We start from the raw sequence: 15459 nt of genomic DNA on the forward strand, positions 1-15459 counted from the left end.
GGCCGGGCCCCCCCTCGGGTCCCGGCCTGACGCGTGTGCGTGTTCCCGCGGTGCCGTCAGATGCTGGCGCCCTTGGAGCGCAGGTAGGCAATCGGGTTGATGTCGGAGCCGTAGGACGGGCCGGTGCGGATCTCGAAGTGGAGGTGCGGACCGGAGGAGTTGCCGGTGGAACCGGAGAGGCCGACGCGCTGGCCGGCGGTCACGCTCTGGCCGACCGAGACGGACAGCGAGGAGAGGTGGGCGTACTGGGAGTACTTGCCGTCCGCGTGCCGGATGACGACCTCGTTGCCGTACGAGCCGCCCCAGCCGGCGGAGACCACGGTGCCCGCGCCGACGGCCTTGACGGTGGTGCCCGAGCTCGCGATGAAGTCGACACCGGTGTGGTAGCCGGAGGACCACATGGCACCGCTCGCCCTGTACTGGGTGGAGACCCCGCCGCCGACGGGGGCCACGAAGCCGGCGCCGGCGGGGGCCTTCGCGCCGGCGGAGGTGTTGCCGCCCTGCGGGCTCTGCTGCTTCGCCTTCGGCTTCGCGGCGGGCGCGGGCGCCGCCTGGTCGCCGGAGGCCGCCTTGCCGGAGACCGGGGCCTCGGCCGGCTTCTGCTTCTTCGGCGCCGGCTTCGCGGTCGGGGCGGGGGCCGGGGCGGCTGCCTGCGGAGCCGCCTCGCCGTTCGCGCCGAGCGTCAGCTTCAGACCCGGGTGGATCAGCGAGGGGTCGGTGCCGACGGCCTCGCGGTTGTCCGCGTACAGCTGCTCCCAGCCTCCGGACACGTCCCGCTCCGCGGCGATCTTGGAGAGGTAGTCCCCGGGCACGACCGTGTACACCTTCGGCGCCGCGTTCGGCACGGCCGTCGGGACGGCGGCCGGGGCGGCGACGGGCGCGGCCTGGAGCGCGACCGGGGTCTGGGCGGCCACCGCGGGAGAGGTGGCCGGGGCGGCGGCCGGAGCGCCGGCCGCCTGGGCGCCCGCGGCGCCCATCAGCGGCAGCGCGAGGGCGGCCCCACCGGTGCCCGCGACGGCGAAGCCGCGGGAAAGGGAACGGGACTTGGGACGGCGGTGCTTACCCGTTGCGGGCATGGACGGTTCCTCTCCGTCGCCTGCGAGGTGAGCTGTCGGGTTCGGACTGGAGATGTCCGGCGGTACACGTAAAGGGACATGTACTGCTTCACCCCGAGCCGTCCCGGTATAAAGATCCGGTACGGCGGCTTACCTGGTTCCCCCGCTCCTGCCGCGCGTGAATAGTCGGGTGCGGTTTCCGGGAGGCGGCAGGATTCGGCGTTCCACCCGGGTCGGTCGCGAAGGTAATCGAGTGGGGGCGCAGGGAACAAGCCACGAATTCCCTGACGCATTCACAGACATGAGGGACTGCCGGAATTCCCGTCACCCTCTGTCCATTCCGTACAGCCGGCACCCGCCCGGGCCGGGCCGTTGGGCCTTCGCGATCAGGCACTCAGGGTCACCGTATGATCTGGCTCACGGGACGCGTCCGATCTCGGTTCCGGATATGGCAAGTTGGCGCCAAGTAGTGTAATTCGGACACACCACGACGATGCGGAGGAGCTCACGTGACCCAGCAGATACCCCCGGCCCCGACCGGACGGCCGCAGCCCGAGCCGCAGCTGGTCGGAGTGCGCAACTTCCGCGATCTGGGCGGTTTGCCCGCTTCGAATGGACGGAGGGTCAGGTCGGGGCGACTCTTCCGAAGCGGACATCTGGCACATGCCACTGAAAACGACGCAGAGTTCCTCGCCTCGCTCGGACTGCACACCGTCTTCGACTTCCGCAACGGCGCCGACCACGCGCTGGAAGGCCCGGACGTGGACCTCCCCGGCGTGCGGAACGTGAACATCCCGCTCTCGGATCCGGCCGACGGGCGGGAGTTCTGGAAGATGGTCCGCGACGGCGACCTCGACCAGCTCCGCGCGGTCCTGGGCGACGGGAAGGGCGCCGCCCGGATGGCTAACTCCTACCGCACGATCATCGCGGAGCGCACCGCCGAGCACAGCCGGGTCCTGCACGCGCTCGCCGAGGACAGCGTCCCTGCCCTCATGCACTGCGCGGCCGGCAAGGACCGGGCGGGGCTGTCGGTCGCCGTCACCCTCCTCGCCCTGGGCGTGGAGCGCGAGGCGATCGTGGCCGACTACCTGGAGTCCAACGCCCCGCACCGCCGCTACCGCGTGCGCCGGAGCGGCGACACGGAGGAGACCCGCGCCCCCGAGGTCACGGAGCTCCTCGCCCCGCTGTTCGACGCCCGCGCCGACTACCTGACCGCGGCCTTCGACACCATCGACCAGCGGTGGGGCGGCGTGGAGCCGTACCTGGCGGAGGGCCTCGGGCTGTCGCCCGAGACCCTCGACCGGCTGCGCGCGACGCTGCTGGAGTGACCCGTCCGGAGCGGGCCGACGGTCCTCAGCGGTTGCCGACGGCCTGCTTCACCAGCGTCCTGCCGAAGTCCCACATCAGCCCGGATCCACCGTGCGCCTCGTCCATGACCTCGCGGAAGGCACCGACGAACCGGTCGACATCGGCCTCGTCCACGACGAGCGGCGGGATGAGCTTGATCACTTCGAGGTGGTCCCCGGACACCTGGGTGAGAATCCGGTGCTTCTGCAGCAGCGGCACCACGACCATCTGGGCGAACAGCCCCTTGCGGGCCGCTTGGAGCACGGTCCACCGGCTGCGCAGTCCCAGCGAGGACGGACGGCCGAACTCGATGCCGATCATCAGCCCGCGCCCCCGCACCTCGTGCAGCAGCTCGTACGTGCCGACGAGGGCCGCGAGCCGACCCCGCAGCAGGTCGCCCATCGCCCGGGCGTTGGCCACGACCTCCTCGTCCTCCATGACCGAGAGCACGGCGAGGCCGGCCGCCATCGCCTGCGCGTTGGAGCCGAAGCTCGCGGAGTGCACGAGGACCCGGTCCATGGACGAGTAGACCTTCTTGAAGATCCAGTCCTTGCCCAGGGTGGCGCCGACCGGGACGTAGCCCCCGGACAGCGCCTTGGCCACGCACACCAGGTCCGGCTCCACGCCCGGCTCGTGCTGGTACGCGTAGAAGTCACCGGTACGTCCCAGGCCCGTCTGCACCTCGTCCGCGATCAGCAGCGCCTTGTGCCGGTGCAGCAGTTCCTGCGCGGCGAGGAGGAAGCCGGGCGGGGCGGAGAGCACCCCCTTGCCCTGGATCGGCTCGACGACGAAGCCGGCCACGTCCCCGCGCGCCAGCTCCCGCTCCAAGGCCGCCAGATCACCGAGGGCGATCTTCGTGTCGGGGAGCAGCGGCCCGAAGCCGTCCCGGAAGCCGCCTTCCCCGTTGACCGAGAGGGAGCCAGCGGTGAGCCCGTGGAAGGAGTGGTCGCAGTAGAGGATCCTCGGCCGCCCGGTGGCGCACCGGGCGAACTTCAGGGCGGTCTCCACCGCCTCGGTGCCGCTGTTCCCGAAGAAGACCCGGTCCAGGTGGGGACTGTACGAGAGCAGCTTCTCGGCCAGCAGTCCGGGCAGCGGCTGGCAGTCGAAGCGGGTCAGGTCGGCGAGCTGGGCGTCCAGCACGTCGTGCAGGGCGCGGCGGACCACCGGGTGGTGCCGGCCCAGGCCCATCACCCCGAAGCCGGCGAGCATGTCCAGGTAGTCGTTGCCCTCGGCGTCCCAGAAGTGCGCACCCTCCGCCCGTTCGTAGACCTTGTCGAAGCCGATGGTGTGCAGCATGCGGGGCAGCTGGTGGTTGAGGTGCCTGGCGTGCAGCTCGTACCGCTCGCCGCCCCGCGCGGCCAGCAGGGCTCCGAGGTCGAAGCCGGCGCCCCGGCCCGTCTCCCCGGGTGGCGGCGCGGTCATGCCGCCTTGCCCCGGTTCCCGGCGATCGTCTCCCGGGCCGCCCGCAGGGACTCCTTCAGGGAGCCCATGGTGGCGAGGACGGCGGTGGGCTCGTAGCCGCAGTGCGCCATGCAGTTCGCGCAGCGGGGGTCCTTGCCTCGGCCGTACTTGCTCCAGTCGGTGTCGTCGACCAGCTCGCGGTAGGTGGGCACGTAGCCGTCGCTCATCAGGTAGCAGGGGCGCTGCCAGCCGAAGAGGGAGTAATTCGGAATCGCCCAGGCGGTGCAGGGGAAATCCGCCTTTCCTTCCAGGAAGTCCAGGAAGAGCGGCGAGTGGTTGAGCCGCCAGCGTCGGCGGTTGCCGCCCGCGAAGGCCTTCTTGAAGAGCTCGCGGGTCTGCTCGACGCCCAGGAAGTGCTCCTGGTCGGGGGCCTTCTCGTAGGCGTAGGCGGGCGAGATCATCATCTCGTCCACCCGGAGGTCGTCATTGAGGTAGTTGAGCACCTCGATGATCGTCTGCGGGGTGTCGGTGTTGAAGAAGGTGGAGTTCGTGGTGACGCGGAATCCGCGCCTCTTCGCCTCCTTGATCGCCGCCACGGCCTCGTCGAAGACGCCTTCCTTGGCCACCGACTCGTCGTGGCGCTCGCGCAGGCCGTCGATGTGCACGGCGAAGGCGAAGTAGGGGGACGGGGTGAACTTCTCGATCTTCTTGCGCAGCAGCATCGCGTTGGTGCAGAGGAAGACGTACTTCCGTCTCGCCACCAGCTGCCGGACGATCTCGTGGATCTGCGGGTGCATCAGGGGCTCCCCGCCCGCGATGGACACCATGGGCGCACCCGATTCGAGCACAGCGCCGACCGCCTGGGCGACCGGCATGCGCTGCTTGAGCACCCCCGCCGGGTGCTGGATCTTCCCGCACCCCTCGCAGGCCAGGTTGCAGGCGTAGAGCGGTTCCAGCTCGACGATCAGCGGGAACTTCTCACGCTTGCGGAGCTTCTGTTCGAGCAGATACGTCCCGACCCTGATGGACTGGCGCAGCGGCATGGCCATCTGGCTCACCTCCTGGGGAGCAGCAAAGAACGGTGCCATTCGTAAAACGCGGGCATGACGGCACGGAGGACACGGAAGGCCGATATTCCACCGCGCACGGTGCCGATGCGGACGAGCTCGTGCTCCGGGGCGTCCACGATCACCCGGACGGCGGCAACCGGGCGTTCGCCGCCCGCGCCGCCCCGGGTCGCCGCCCACAGCGTGGCCGCGGACTCCATGTCGACCGCGAGGGCGCCGGCGGCGCGCAGGTGTGCGCGCTCCCGGCCGCGGACGACGTGGTCCGATCCGGTCAGGGTCCCGGTGTGCACGGCCCGTCCGGGTGCGGCCCGGGCCAGTGCCTCGGCGAGCAGGGCCGTACCGGTGCAGGTGACGGCCCCGCGGTGGTCCCGGGTCTGCTCGGCGACGACCAGGTCCCCGGGGTGCATGCCGGGGAGGAGCCCGGCGCAGAAGCCGGTCGCGAGGACGGCCGCCCGCTCCCACCCGGGCCGCCCCAGGGCGTGGCCGACGGCCCGTTCGGCGGCCCGCGGGCCCATCCCGGTGCGCAGGACGGCGTACCCCTCGGGCGCGCCCCGGGCGGCGCTGCGCAGCGCCGCCTGCTCGATGCGCAGCGCGCAGGCGACCAGCAGCGGGGCGGCCGCGTCCCCGGCGGTGTCCCCGCGTGCCGCGGTCATCAGGCTCCCCCGCCGCGGGCGGAGGGTTCTCCGTACAGGTAGCGGCCGAGCGCGGTGAGCGGGAACACCTGCCGGTACAGGTGGTAGTTGATGGAGAAGTCCCAGGGGAAGCCGGTGCCGGTGAAGTACGGCTCGTCCCAGGAGCCGTCCGGCTCCTGCGTCCGCACCAGGTAGCGGATGCCCCGTTCGACCGCCTTCCCGTCGCGCTCCCCGGCCGACAGCAGGGCCATCAGCGCCCACGCGGTCTGCGAGGCGGTGGAGGCGCCCCGCCCGGCCCACGACGGGTCCTGGTAGGAGCGCTGGTCCTCCCCCCATCCGCCGTCCCCGTTCTGTACGGACTCCAGCCAGCGCACGGCCCGCCGGATCGCGGGGTGCCCCGGGGAGAGGCCCGCGGCGGTCAGGGCGGGGACCACCGAGCCGGTGCCGTAGACGTAGTTGGTGCCCCAGCGGCCGAACCAGCCTCCCTCCGGCTCCTGTTCGGCGAGCAGCCAGGCGATCCCGCGGCGGGTCCGGGGGTCGCCCGCCCGGCCCTCGAAGGCCAGCATCTCCACCACGTGGGCGGTCACGTCCGCCGAGGGCGGGTCGATGACCTCGCCGAAGTCGCAGAAGGGCAGCTTGTTCGGGAAGGGGCTGGTGTTGTCGGCGTCGAAGGCGCCCCAGGCCCCGTTCTTCGACTGCATGCCGAGGTTCCAGGACACCCCGCGGGCGATGGCCGCCTCGACCCGGGCCGGGTCGGGGTGCTTGACGCGGCGCAGCGCGAGGACGACCTCGGCGGTGTCGTCGATGTCGGGGTAGGTGTCGTTGTGGAACTCGAACGCCCAGCCGCCGGGGGCCAGTCCGGGTCGGCGCACCGCCCAGTCGCCGGTGCGCACGATCTCCTCGCCGAGCATCCAGTCGGCGGCCTTCACCAGGGCCGGGTGGTCGGGCGGCAGGCCCGCGTCGGCCAGGGCGATGGCGGCCAGGCAGGTGTCCCAGACCGGGGACTGGCAGGCCTCGATCATGCGCGAGCCGTCCTCGCGCCACACGGCGAACCGGTCCAGGGATTCCAGCCCGGCCCGCATGACCGGGTGCCCGAGGTCGTATCCGAGCAGGTGCAGGGCGATGATGGAGTACACGGCGGGCGGCTGGATGCCTCCCCAGCAGCCGTCGTTCTCCTGGCGCTCGACGATCCAGCGGCCGGCGGTGGCCATGGCCGCCTTCCGCAGCCGGCGGGGTGCGAAGCGCCGGTAGACGTGCAGGGCCTTGTCCATCCGCTGGAAGACGCCGTCCCAACTGGTCAGCGGCGCCGGTCGCCTGACCGGGTTCGGCACGCGCGCGTCGGCGTGCAGCTCGTCCAGCGCGAAGGGTGCCGGGCGGACCGGGCGCAGCGCCGACACCACCGTGAGGGGCACGATGGTCTGGCGGGCCCAGCAGCCGAAGTCGTAGATGTTCAGCGGCGCCCAGCTCGGCAGGAAGACCAGCTCGGGCGGGAGTTCGGGCAGGTGCTCCCAGCTCCACCAGCCGAAGAGCGCGAGCCAGATCCGGGTGAAGACACGGGCCGCGGCGATTCCGCCGTGCGCCCTGATCCAGGCCGAGGCGCGGGCCATGTGCGGGGTGTCCGGAGCGTCTCCGGCGAGGCGGAGGGCCACGTACGCCTCGATGGTGGCGGAGAGGTCGGACGGCCCGCCGTGGAAGGTCGCCCAGGTGCCGTCCTCGCGCTGCTCGCCGCGGATGAAGAGGGCGCAGGCGCGGGTGGTCGCCTCGTCCCGGATGCCCAGGAACTGCCGCAGCAGCAGGTCCTCGGCGTCCATGGTGACGTTGGTCTCCAGGTCGCCCTTCCACCAGCCCTCGGGGTCCTGGCGCTCCAGGAGGTGCCGGGTCGCGCGCGCGACGGCGTCGTACGCCTCCGCGTCGGCGTCCGGGCGGGAGCGCGCCGGCGTGACCTCGGGCCGGCCCGTGAGCGCCGCACGCCGCGCCGAGGGTCCCGCCGGGGCCGGCGGCACCGGCCCCGCGGGAGGTCGCGCCCGATCCGGCCCCGGCCGGGGGCCCGCTTCAATTCCGCTGCCAGCGCCAGCGCTGTCCGCGCTGCCGTCGGTCGTCGCTGTCATGGCTTCCCCTTCGAACAGTGTTCTCTGCTGTGCTGGGGTCTGCCGTCGGCCGGTGCGCCCTCAGCAGGGGGCGGCGCCGGCCGGCGACTGTAGCGTCATATCCGCTGACGGGTGGCGATCACCTCTTGCGCACGACGACGAAGTCGGCAAGGGCGACGAGCTGTTCGCGCACCCGCTGGGGCATGTCCACGTCGTCCAGGGCCCGGATCGCCACGGTGTGCTGGCGGCGTGCCTCGTCCGCGGTCCACTGGCGGCCGCCGGCCGCCTCGATCAGCGCCGCACGGGCGGCGAACTCCTCCTCGGAGAAGTTCTCGAAGTCGTTGCTCTTCGCGTCGGCCGCGAGCAGCTCGGCGAGTTCCTCGCAGGCGGGCCCGCCCGCGGCGAGGGCGGCGACGACCGGCAGCGACTTCTTGCGCTGGCGCAGGTCGCTCCAGGTCTGCTTGCCGGTGGCCTCGGGGTCGCCCCAGATGCCGAGGAGGTCGTCGACCGCCTGGAAGGCGAGCCCCAGGTGGTAGCCGTACTCCTCCAGTTTGTCGGCGGTACGGTCGTCCGCGCCGCCGAGCACGGCGCCGATGGAGACCGCGCAGGCGAGGAGGGCACCCGTCTTGTTGCCCTCCATCTCCAGGCACTCCTCGACGCTGACGCGCTCGCGGTGCTCGTAGGAGATGTCCTGGGCCTGGCCGTCGATGAGCTTGCGGCTGGCGGCGGTCAGCCGGCGGGCGGCGCGGCCGGCCTCGACGGTTCCGAGCTCCAGCAGCACTTCGTTGGCGAGGGCGAAGAGGGCGTCGCCGACGAGGATCGCCAGGGCGGGGCCGTGCACCTTCCACACCGTGTCGCGGTGGCGGCGCTGCTCGTCGCCGTCCATCAGGTCGTCGTGCAGCAGCGAGAAGTTGTGGACGAGCTCGACGGCGACGGCGCCCGGGATGCCGACTTCCGCCGCGGCGCCCGCAGCCTCGGCGGACAGCAGCGCGAGGGCGGGGCGCACGGCCTTGCCGCCGTCGCCGTCCGCCGGGTTGCCCTGGGCGTCGATCCAGCCGAAGTGGTAGGCGGCGACGGTGTCCATGGGCGCCGCGAGCCGGTCGACCGCGGCACGGAGCACGGGGGTGGACAGCGTGCGGCCGCGGTCCAGGAGCGCGAGGGTGTCCGCCTTCTCCGCTCCGCCTCCGGCCGTGCCCACGCTGGCGTCGGCGTTCTCGACAGCCGGATTCCCCGGGTTCACTGGCTCTCCTCTTTTTCCTGTACGTGCTGTGCCGGTCGTGGTGGTCGTCATGCCGCCTCCTGCAGAGGGTGTTCGCGGGGGCGGCCGAGGGCGGCGAGTGCGGCGTGCGCCGCGCCCAGTCCGCTCCGGACGGCGCTCTCCATGGTCGCGGGCCAGCCGGTGGCGGTCCACGCACCGGCCAGGTAGAGCCCCGGCGTGTCGGTCCGCGCACCGGGGCGCAGCCGGCCGACACCGGGGGTGGGGGCGAAGGTGGCCGTCCGCTCCCGGGTGACGAAGAAGTCCCGTACCTTGGCGCCGCGCGCCGCCGGGAGCAGCTTCGCCAGTTCGGGCAGGTACTTGGCCCGCAGGACCGTGACGGGTTCGTCGATGTCGTCCTGCGCGACGGACTGGGAGAGCGCCAGGTACTGGCCGCCGTCGGCGAGGCCGGAGGCGTCGGTGCGGTCGAAGACCCACTGCACCGGGGAGCCCAGTGCGGCGAAGAAGGGCTGCCTGAGCACCTTGCGGTCGTAGACGACGTGGACGTTGAGGATCGGTGCGGTACCGATGTCGAGGAGCTTGTCCGGGTCGGCGAGTGCGCCCGGCGGGAGCAGCGCGTGCGCCTCGCGCTGCGGCACGGCGAGGACGACGGTCCCCGCGTCGAGGGACTCCTCCTCGGTGTCGACACGCCAGGCCCCGTCGTCGAGGCGCGAGATGCAGGTGGCCCGGGTGCGCAGTTCGGTGCGTACGCCGGCGGCGTCGAGCGCCGTGCGGGCGAGGGTGTCGTGGAGGTCGCCGAGCGGTACGCGGGCCCAGCCGATGTCGGCGGCGCCGTTCTCCGAGAGCAGGCCCGTCTTGAACACCATGGCGGCCAGGCCGAGCGAGGACTGCCGGGCGGTGGCGTTGAGGGTGGCGATGCCGACGAGGTCCCACAGGGCCTCGATCGTACGGGCGGACTGGCCGTAGCGGCCGAGCCAGGTCGCGAAGTCCAGCCCGTCCAGCGCCGGGTCGGCGGGGTCGAGCCGGCGCAGCGCGAGGGCGGCGCGGCCCACGCTCGCCCGTTCGGCGATCGAGAGGTGCGGGTAGCGGGCCAGGGAGCCCGCCAGGTGCAGCGGGACGGGCAGGCCGCTGCGGCGCAGCCGGCCCAGGCGCGGGCCGGCGGGGTGGGCGACGTCGAGCACCGGTACGTCGAGGCGGTCCTGGAGCGGGGCCAGGGCGGCGCCGTCGACCCGGTCGAGGAACCACCGGTAGGCGGTGCAGCAGCGCAGGTAGACGTGCTGGCCGTTGTCGACGGTCAGCTCGCCGCGCTTGAAGGAGAAGGCGAGCCCGCCGAGCCGGGGGCGGCCTTCGAGCAGGGTCACCCGCAGTCCGGCGTCGGCCAGTTCGAGCGCGGTGGTGACCCCGGCGAGACCGCCGCCGATGACGACGGCGCGCCGGTCGCTGTCGCTCATGCCGCCTCCCCTGTGGTGCGCTCCCCCTGCGGAGGGGCCGACTGCCGGGCCCGTTCGGGCCGTTCCGCGGCGGGCCGCACGGAGCCCGCACGGGAAGACGCGCCGGGCCGCTCCGCGGTTGCCCGCGCGGCGACGGCGCCGGGCGGGGTGGTGGGAGCGGGCGCGGCGGCCCGGCCCGTTCGGGCACGGGCCGGGCCCGGCCGCTGCGGCCGGGTGGTGCGGTTCGGGTGCATCAGGTCCGCCTCCGGTTGCTCTGGCGGGAGATGGTCCGGGCGTCGAGGCCGGAGAGCCCGCGCACGGCGACGTACGCCTTCTCGTGGGTCGGCAGCGAGACCCTGCCCCGCAGCACCGCCTCCGGTTCGCGCTCGATGCGGTCGAGCAGGCGCCGGTAGATCCCGGCCATGGCGGCCACACAGGCCCCGCTGCGCCGGTCGAGCAGGGGCAGCAGCCGGTAGCCCTCGACGAACAGGGCGCGGGCGCGCCGGACTTCGTGGTGGACGAGCCCGGCGAAGTCGGATCCGGCGGGCATCCGGTCGCTGTGGAACCCTTCCGAGCAGCCGAACTTGGCGAGGTCCTCGGCGGGCAGGTAGGTGCGGCCGTTGCCCGCGTCCTCGCGGACGTCCCTGAGGATGTTGGTCAGTTGCAGGGCGAGGCCGAGGGTGTCGGCGTATTCCGCGGCGCGCGCGGCGTCGTTCGCGCCGAGGCCGCCGCCGGCGGACGTGCCGAAGACGCCGAGGGAGAGGCGCCCGATGGCGCCCGCGACGCAGCGGCAGTACTCCTTGAGGTCGTCCCAGGTCTCGTAGGTCTCGCCGCGGACGTCCATCAGGACGCCGTCGATGAGCTCGTCGAGCCCGCCGAGCGGGATCGGGAAGCGGCGCGCGGCGTGGGCGACGGCGACGGCGACGGGGTCGGTGTCGTCCTCGTCGATGTCCTCGGCCCGGATGCGCCCGAGCAGGGCGCGGGTCTCCTCCAGGCGGGCCAGCTTCGCGGCGGGTGCGAGCGTGCCGTCGCCGATGTCGTCGACGCGGCGGGAGAAGGCGTACAGCGCGGACATCGCCTGGCGCTTGTCGGCAGGCAGCAGCCGGATGCCGTAGGCGAAGTTGCGCGCCTGCGCTCCGGTGACGGCCTCGCAGTAGCCGTAGGCCGCCAGGACCGACGCGGACGGCGCGGCCGCGGACGACGTGTGTGTGGGGCCCTCCACGTTCGGGCTCACCTCTTTCTCGGCGCTGAGCGCAGGACGGCGGCCACCTCGCGGATCAGGCCGCTCTTGGTGGGCTTGGGCGGGCCGGGGAGGACGTCGAAGCCGGCGTCGGTGACGGCTCGCAGGGCTGCGCGCCCCCCGCCCACGAAACCCGCGAGCAGCAGCCGGAGCCGGCCGTGCACGCTGCCCACGAGCGGGGCGCCCTCGTCCAGGAGTTCGCGCGCGCGCTCGGTTTCGAAGGCGACCAGGGCGCGTACGGAGGCGCCGGCGCTCGGGGCCTTGAGGTCGGCCTCGCTCACGTGGAAGCGCCGCATGTCCTCGCCGGGGAGGTAGATCCGGTCCCGGCGGAGGTCCTCGGCGACGTCCTGGAGGTGTTCGGCGATCTGCAGGGCGGTGCAGACGGCGTCGGAGCGGCGGATCCGCTCGGGGGTACTGGTGCCGGTGAGGGAGAGCACGAGGCGGCCCACCGGGTTCGCGGAGAGCTCGCAGTAGCCGAGGAGGTCGCCGTACGTCGCGTAGCGGCCGACCCGCTGGTCCTGCCGGTTGGCCTCGACGAGTGCGCGGAACGGCTCGGGGGTCAGGCCGTGTTCGCGTACGACGGGCTGCAGGGCGAGCAGCAGGGGATGGCGCGGGGGGCCGTCCGTGCCGCCGAACACGCGGGCCAGGTCGGCCTCGACGGCGTCGAGCATGGCCGTCGGCTCGTCGGCGGCGGCGGGGTCGAGGCCCAGGAGCACGGCGTCGAGGCCGCCGGGTGCGAGGTCTCCGTCGCCGATGTCGTCGACGAGGCGGGCGTATCCGTAGACCGCCGTCAGTCCGTCGCGCCAGGCGCGGGGGAGGAAGGCGGGGGCGACGGGGAAGTTCTCCGTGCGGGCCTTGCCGAGGGTGGTGCGCGCGTGGGCCGTGTCGGCCGGGGTCCGGTCACCGTGCCCCGGGGTCACCGCCCGCCGCCCGGGGCGGGGACGGCCGTCGTGCCTGGGGGCCGGAGAATTCCCGTAGCCATTGCCGTCACATCTCCCGTTCTACACTGCCGACCCAATACATCCTATTTCGGACACGCCGCCGCGGTTTCACCGGGGTGCTCCAAGGCCGTTCACCTGCGGTGAATCGTCCCCTCTTGGCGCGATTCAGGACCGCTTCAGCTTACGCTGTACAACGCCGCGGGGGCCTCTCGGGTATTCGCTCGGGCGCCGAATGTCGCGGGGATCCGCCCGTGCACGGCGTTCCGTGCCGCCGAATGCCGCCGCCGGCGCGCGCGGGCACGCGAAAGGCCCCCGCGCGGTGAGCGGCGGGGGCCTCGTCGTGCGCCCGTGAGCGGGCGTCAGCCGTTGGTCGCCTTCTCGTAGGCCGAGACGACTTCCTCCGTGGGCCCGTCCATCAGGAGCTCGCCCTTCTCCAGCCACAGCACGCGGTCGCAGGTGTCGCGGATGGACTTGTTGTTGTGGCTCACCAGGAAGACGGTGCCGGCCTTCTGCCGCAGTTCGCGGATGCGGTTCTCGGAGCGCACCTGGAAGCTGCGGTCACCGGTGGCCAGGGCCTCGTCGATCATCAGGACGTCGTGGTCCTTGGCCGCCGCGATGGAGAAGCGCAGGCGGGCCGCCATGCCGGACGAGTAGGTGCGCATCGGCAGGGAGATGAAGTCGCCCTTCTCGTTGATCCCGGAGAAGTCGACGATGTCCTGGTACCGCTCCTTGATCTGCTCGCGGCTCATGCCCATCGCGAGACCGCCGAGGACGATGTTGCGCTCGCCCGTGAGGTCGTTCATCAGGGCCGCGTTGACGCCGAGCAGCGACGGCTGGCCGTCGGTGTAGACCTTGCCCTCCTCGCAGGGCAGCAGGCCCGCGATGGCGCGCAGCAGCGTCGACTTGCCGGAACCGTTGGAGCCGATGAGGCCGATGGCCTCGCCCCGGTACGCGGTGAAGGAGACCCCGCGCACGGCGTGCACCCGGCGCACGCCCCGGGCCTCGCCCTTGCCCCGACGGATGATCTTGCTGAGCGCCGCGGTGGCGGCGCCCTTGCCGGCGCCGCCGGTGTTGACCCGGTAGACGATGTGGACGCCGTCCGCGATCACGGTGGGGACGCGCCCCTGGGTTTTGTCAGCCACGGCCGTAACGCTCCTCAGCCTTCCAGAAGTACACGAAGCCCCCGAGGCCGATCACCGCGGCCCAGCCGACCGCGAAGAGCCAGACGTGCGGGGGCAGGTTGCTGCTGCCGTAGTCGTCGATCAGCGCGAAGCGGATGAGGTCCATGTAGATCGCCACCGGGTTCCACAGCAGCACGTCACTGATCCACTGCGGCTGGTCCTTGAGGTAGATCCCGATCGGGAACATGACGCCGGAGGCGTACATCCAGGTGCGCATCACGAACGGCATCAGCTGCGCCAGGTCGGGGGTCTTGGAGCCCATGCGCGCGAAGATCATGGCGAGGCCGGTGTTGAAGACGAACTGCAGCGCGAGCGTCGGGATCACCAGCAGCCAGGCGAGCCGCGGGTAGTTGCCGAAGCTGATGGCGATGACGAAGACGACGATCATCGAGTACATCAGCTGCTGGAGCTGCTGGAGCGAGAAGGAGATCGGGAGGGCGGCCCGCGGGAAGTGCAGCGCCCGCACCAGGCCGAGGTTCCCGGAGATCGCCCGCACGCCCGCCATCAGCGAGCTCTGGGTGAAGGTGAAGACGAAGATGCCCATCATCAGGAACGGGACGTAGACGCCCTCCGGCATCTCCTTGCCCGCGCCGAGGATCAGGCCGAAGATCAGCCAGTAGACGCCCGCGTTCAGCAGCGGGGTCGCCACCTGCCAGACCTGGCCGAGCTTCGCCTGGCTGTACTGCGCGACCAGTTTGGCCCGGGAGAAGGCCATGACGAAGTGGCGCCGTCCCCAGAGCTGCCGGACGTACTCGCCCAGGCCGGGGCGGGCGCCGCTCACGGACAGGCCGTACTTCCTGGCGAGCTCCGCGGGGCTCAGCCCCGCGTCTTCGGACGGCGGCTTGCTCGTGGCGAGGGCGCCGTCGTGGGTTGTGTCACTCACAAGTTGAAACTTTCCGTCTTCAAGATGCGGCAGGAAGGAAGGGCATCAGGCTGGTGGCACGAGGCCCGGGATCGCGCCATGGTCCCAGACGCGAGCGTGTCAGATGACAGGAGGTCGGCCCAGCCGGGTCAACCGCCAGACCGTCCGCCATCTCATCGGGCGGCGGGGACCACAGGGAGTGCTCCATCCCTCACGGAAACCGCCGAACCAGGCCTTGAGCGCGGGCGCCGACGGCCTGCGGACCAGGGTCAGCAGGAGCCATACCCCCAGGTAGACGGGGACCAGCGGGGCCGGCAGGTTGCGGCGCGCGAGCCACACCCGGTTACGGGCCACCATACGGTGGTACACCGCGTGCCGGGAGGGGGCCGTGGTCGGGTGCAGCAGCACCATGTCCGCCCGGTAGTCGATCCGCCACCCCGCGTCGAGGGCCCGCCAGGCCAGGTCGGTCTCCTCGTGCGCGTAGAAGAACTCGCCCGGAAGGCCTCCGACCTGCTCGAACACCTTCGTACGGACGGCGTTGGCGCCGCCGAGGAAGGTGGTCACGCGCGAGGAGCGCATCGGATCCGAGGCGCGCAGCCGCGGCACGTGGCGGCGCTGGGTCTCACCGGTGTCCGGATCGGCGATCCGGAAGCTGACGATTCCGAGGCCCGGGTCCTCGGTGAAGGCCTGCCGGCACAGCTCGGCCGTGTCGGTGCGCTCCAGCAGTCCGTCGTCGTCCAGGAAGAGCAGGGCGTCCACGTCGCCGCCCCCGGGGCCGAAGGCCTCGATGCCGACGTTGCGGCCGCCTGGGATGCCGAGGTTCTCGGGGAGGTCGACCGTGCGGACGCCCTCGGGCATGCCGGTGACCTGCACCCCCTGGCCGACGACGACGATCTCCACGGGGTCGCCGTCCTGGCGGGCCACCGAGTCGATCAGCGCCTTGAGCTCGTCGGGCCGGTTTCCCATGGTGATGATCACGGCGCCCAGCCGCATCGCGGCG

At 72.5% G+C, this 15459-nt stretch carries 13 protein-coding genes and 1 riboswitch; of the genes, 1 reads left to right on the forward strand and 12 read right to left on the reverse strand.

Going from position 1 to position 15459, the window contains the following annotated elements:
- Positions 1–56: 56 nt before the first annotated feature.
- Positions 57–1076: a peptidoglycan DD-metalloendopeptidase family protein gene (locus ACFWU6_RS04890; protein WP_383978523.1), complete on the reverse strand. Its 1020-nt coding sequence runs from the start codon at positions 1074–1076 to the stop codon at positions 57–59.
- 2 nt (positions 1077–1078) lie between these two features.
- Positions 1079–1287, reverse strand: a riboswitch (cyclic di-AMP (ydaO/yuaA leader).
- Between the two features lie 277 nt (positions 1288–1564).
- Between ACFWU6_RS04890 and ACFWU6_RS04895 the strand changes: the two genes are divergently transcribed.
- Positions 1565–2383, forward strand: coding sequence for a tyrosine-protein phosphatase (locus ACFWU6_RS04895; protein WP_383978526.1), 819 nt, complete (start codon positions 1565–1567; stop codon positions 2381–2383).
- A gap of 25 nt (positions 2384–2408) precedes the next feature.
- Here ACFWU6_RS04895 and ACFWU6_RS04900 read toward each other — a convergent pair whose 3' ends face one another.
- The 11 genes from ACFWU6_RS04900 to ACFWU6_RS04950 all read right to left on the reverse strand — a co-directional run bounded on the left by ACFWU6_RS04900 (position 2409) and on the right by ACFWU6_RS04950 (position 15452).
- A complete protein-coding gene (locus ACFWU6_RS04900; RefSeq protein ID WP_383798713.1) occupies positions 2409–3824 on the reverse strand; it encodes an aspartate aminotransferase family protein in 1416 nt (471 codons plus the stop codon).
- Complete coding sequence (gene hpnH, locus ACFWU6_RS04905) at positions 3821–4852, reverse strand: adenosyl-hopene transferase HpnH (protein WP_383798716.1); 1032 nt, start codon at positions 4850–4852, stop codon at positions 3821–3823. The genes ACFWU6_RS04900 and hpnH overlap by 4 nt, the downstream gene beginning before the upstream one ends.
- 5 nt (positions 4853–4857) lie before the next feature.
- Complete coding sequence (locus ACFWU6_RS04910; RefSeq protein WP_383978528.1) at positions 4858–5523, reverse strand: 1-hydroxy-2-methyl-2-butenyl 4-diphosphate reductase; 666 nt, start codon at positions 5521–5523, stop codon at positions 4858–4860.
- Positions 5523–7610 (reverse strand): squalene--hopene cyclase, encoded by a 2088-nt coding sequence (gene shc / locus ACFWU6_RS04915; protein ID WP_383978531.1) that lies wholly within the window; start codon positions 7608–7610, stop codon positions 5523–5525. Before shc ends, ACFWU6_RS04910 begins: the two co-directional genes overlap by 1 nt.
- A 118-nt stretch (positions 7611–7728) precedes the next feature.
- The gene (locus tag ACFWU6_RS04920) at positions 7729–8829 is read right to left on the reverse strand and encodes a polyprenyl synthetase family protein (RefSeq protein ID WP_383798725.1); all 1101 of its coding nucleotides are present in this window, start codon (positions 8827–8829) and stop codon (positions 7729–7731) included.
- 47 nt (positions 8830–8876) lie between these two features.
- Positions 8877–10256, reverse strand: coding sequence for a hydroxysqualene dehydroxylase HpnE (gene hpnE / locus ACFWU6_RS04925; RefSeq protein ID WP_383978534.1), 1380 nt, complete (start codon positions 10254–10256; stop codon positions 8877–8879).
- A 232-nt stretch (positions 10257–10488) separates the two neighbouring features.
- The gene (hpnD, locus tag ACFWU6_RS04930) at positions 10489–11469 is read right to left on the reverse strand and encodes a presqualene diphosphate synthase HpnD (RefSeq protein WP_383978537.1); all 981 of its coding nucleotides are present in this window, start codon (positions 11467–11469) and stop codon (positions 10489–10491) included.
- Positions 11466–12395 (reverse strand): squalene synthase HpnC, encoded by a 930-nt coding sequence (gene hpnC / locus ACFWU6_RS04935; protein WP_383978540.1) that lies wholly within the window; start codon positions 12393–12395, stop codon positions 11466–11468. The genes hpnD and hpnC overlap by 4 nt, the downstream gene beginning before the upstream one ends.
- A 380-nt stretch (positions 12396–12775) precedes the next feature.
- On the reverse strand, positions 12776–13558 hold the full coding sequence (locus tag ACFWU6_RS04940; RefSeq protein WP_383798736.1) for an ABC transporter ATP-binding protein: 783 nt from the start codon (positions 13556–13558) through the stop codon (positions 12776–12778).
- Positions 13551–14480 (reverse strand): ABC transporter permease, encoded by a 930-nt coding sequence (locus ACFWU6_RS04945; protein ID WP_383798739.1) that lies wholly within the window; start codon positions 14478–14480, stop codon positions 13551–13553. Before ACFWU6_RS04945 ends, ACFWU6_RS04940 begins: the two co-directional genes overlap by 8 nt.
- 99 nt (positions 14481–14579) lie before the next feature.
- Positions 14580–15452 carry a glycosyltransferase family 2 protein gene (locus ACFWU6_RS04950; RefSeq protein ID WP_383798870.1) on the reverse strand — a complete coding sequence of 291 codons (873 nt, stop codon included), beginning with the start codon at positions 15450–15452 and terminating at the stop codon, positions 14580–14582.
- Between the last annotated feature and the right edge of the window lie 7 nt (positions 15453–15459).

It is taken from the genome of Streptomyces sp. NPDC058674, from assembly GCF_042716505.1.
Classification (GTDB): domain Bacteria; phylum Actinomycetota; class Actinomycetes; order Streptomycetales; family Streptomycetaceae; genus Streptomyces.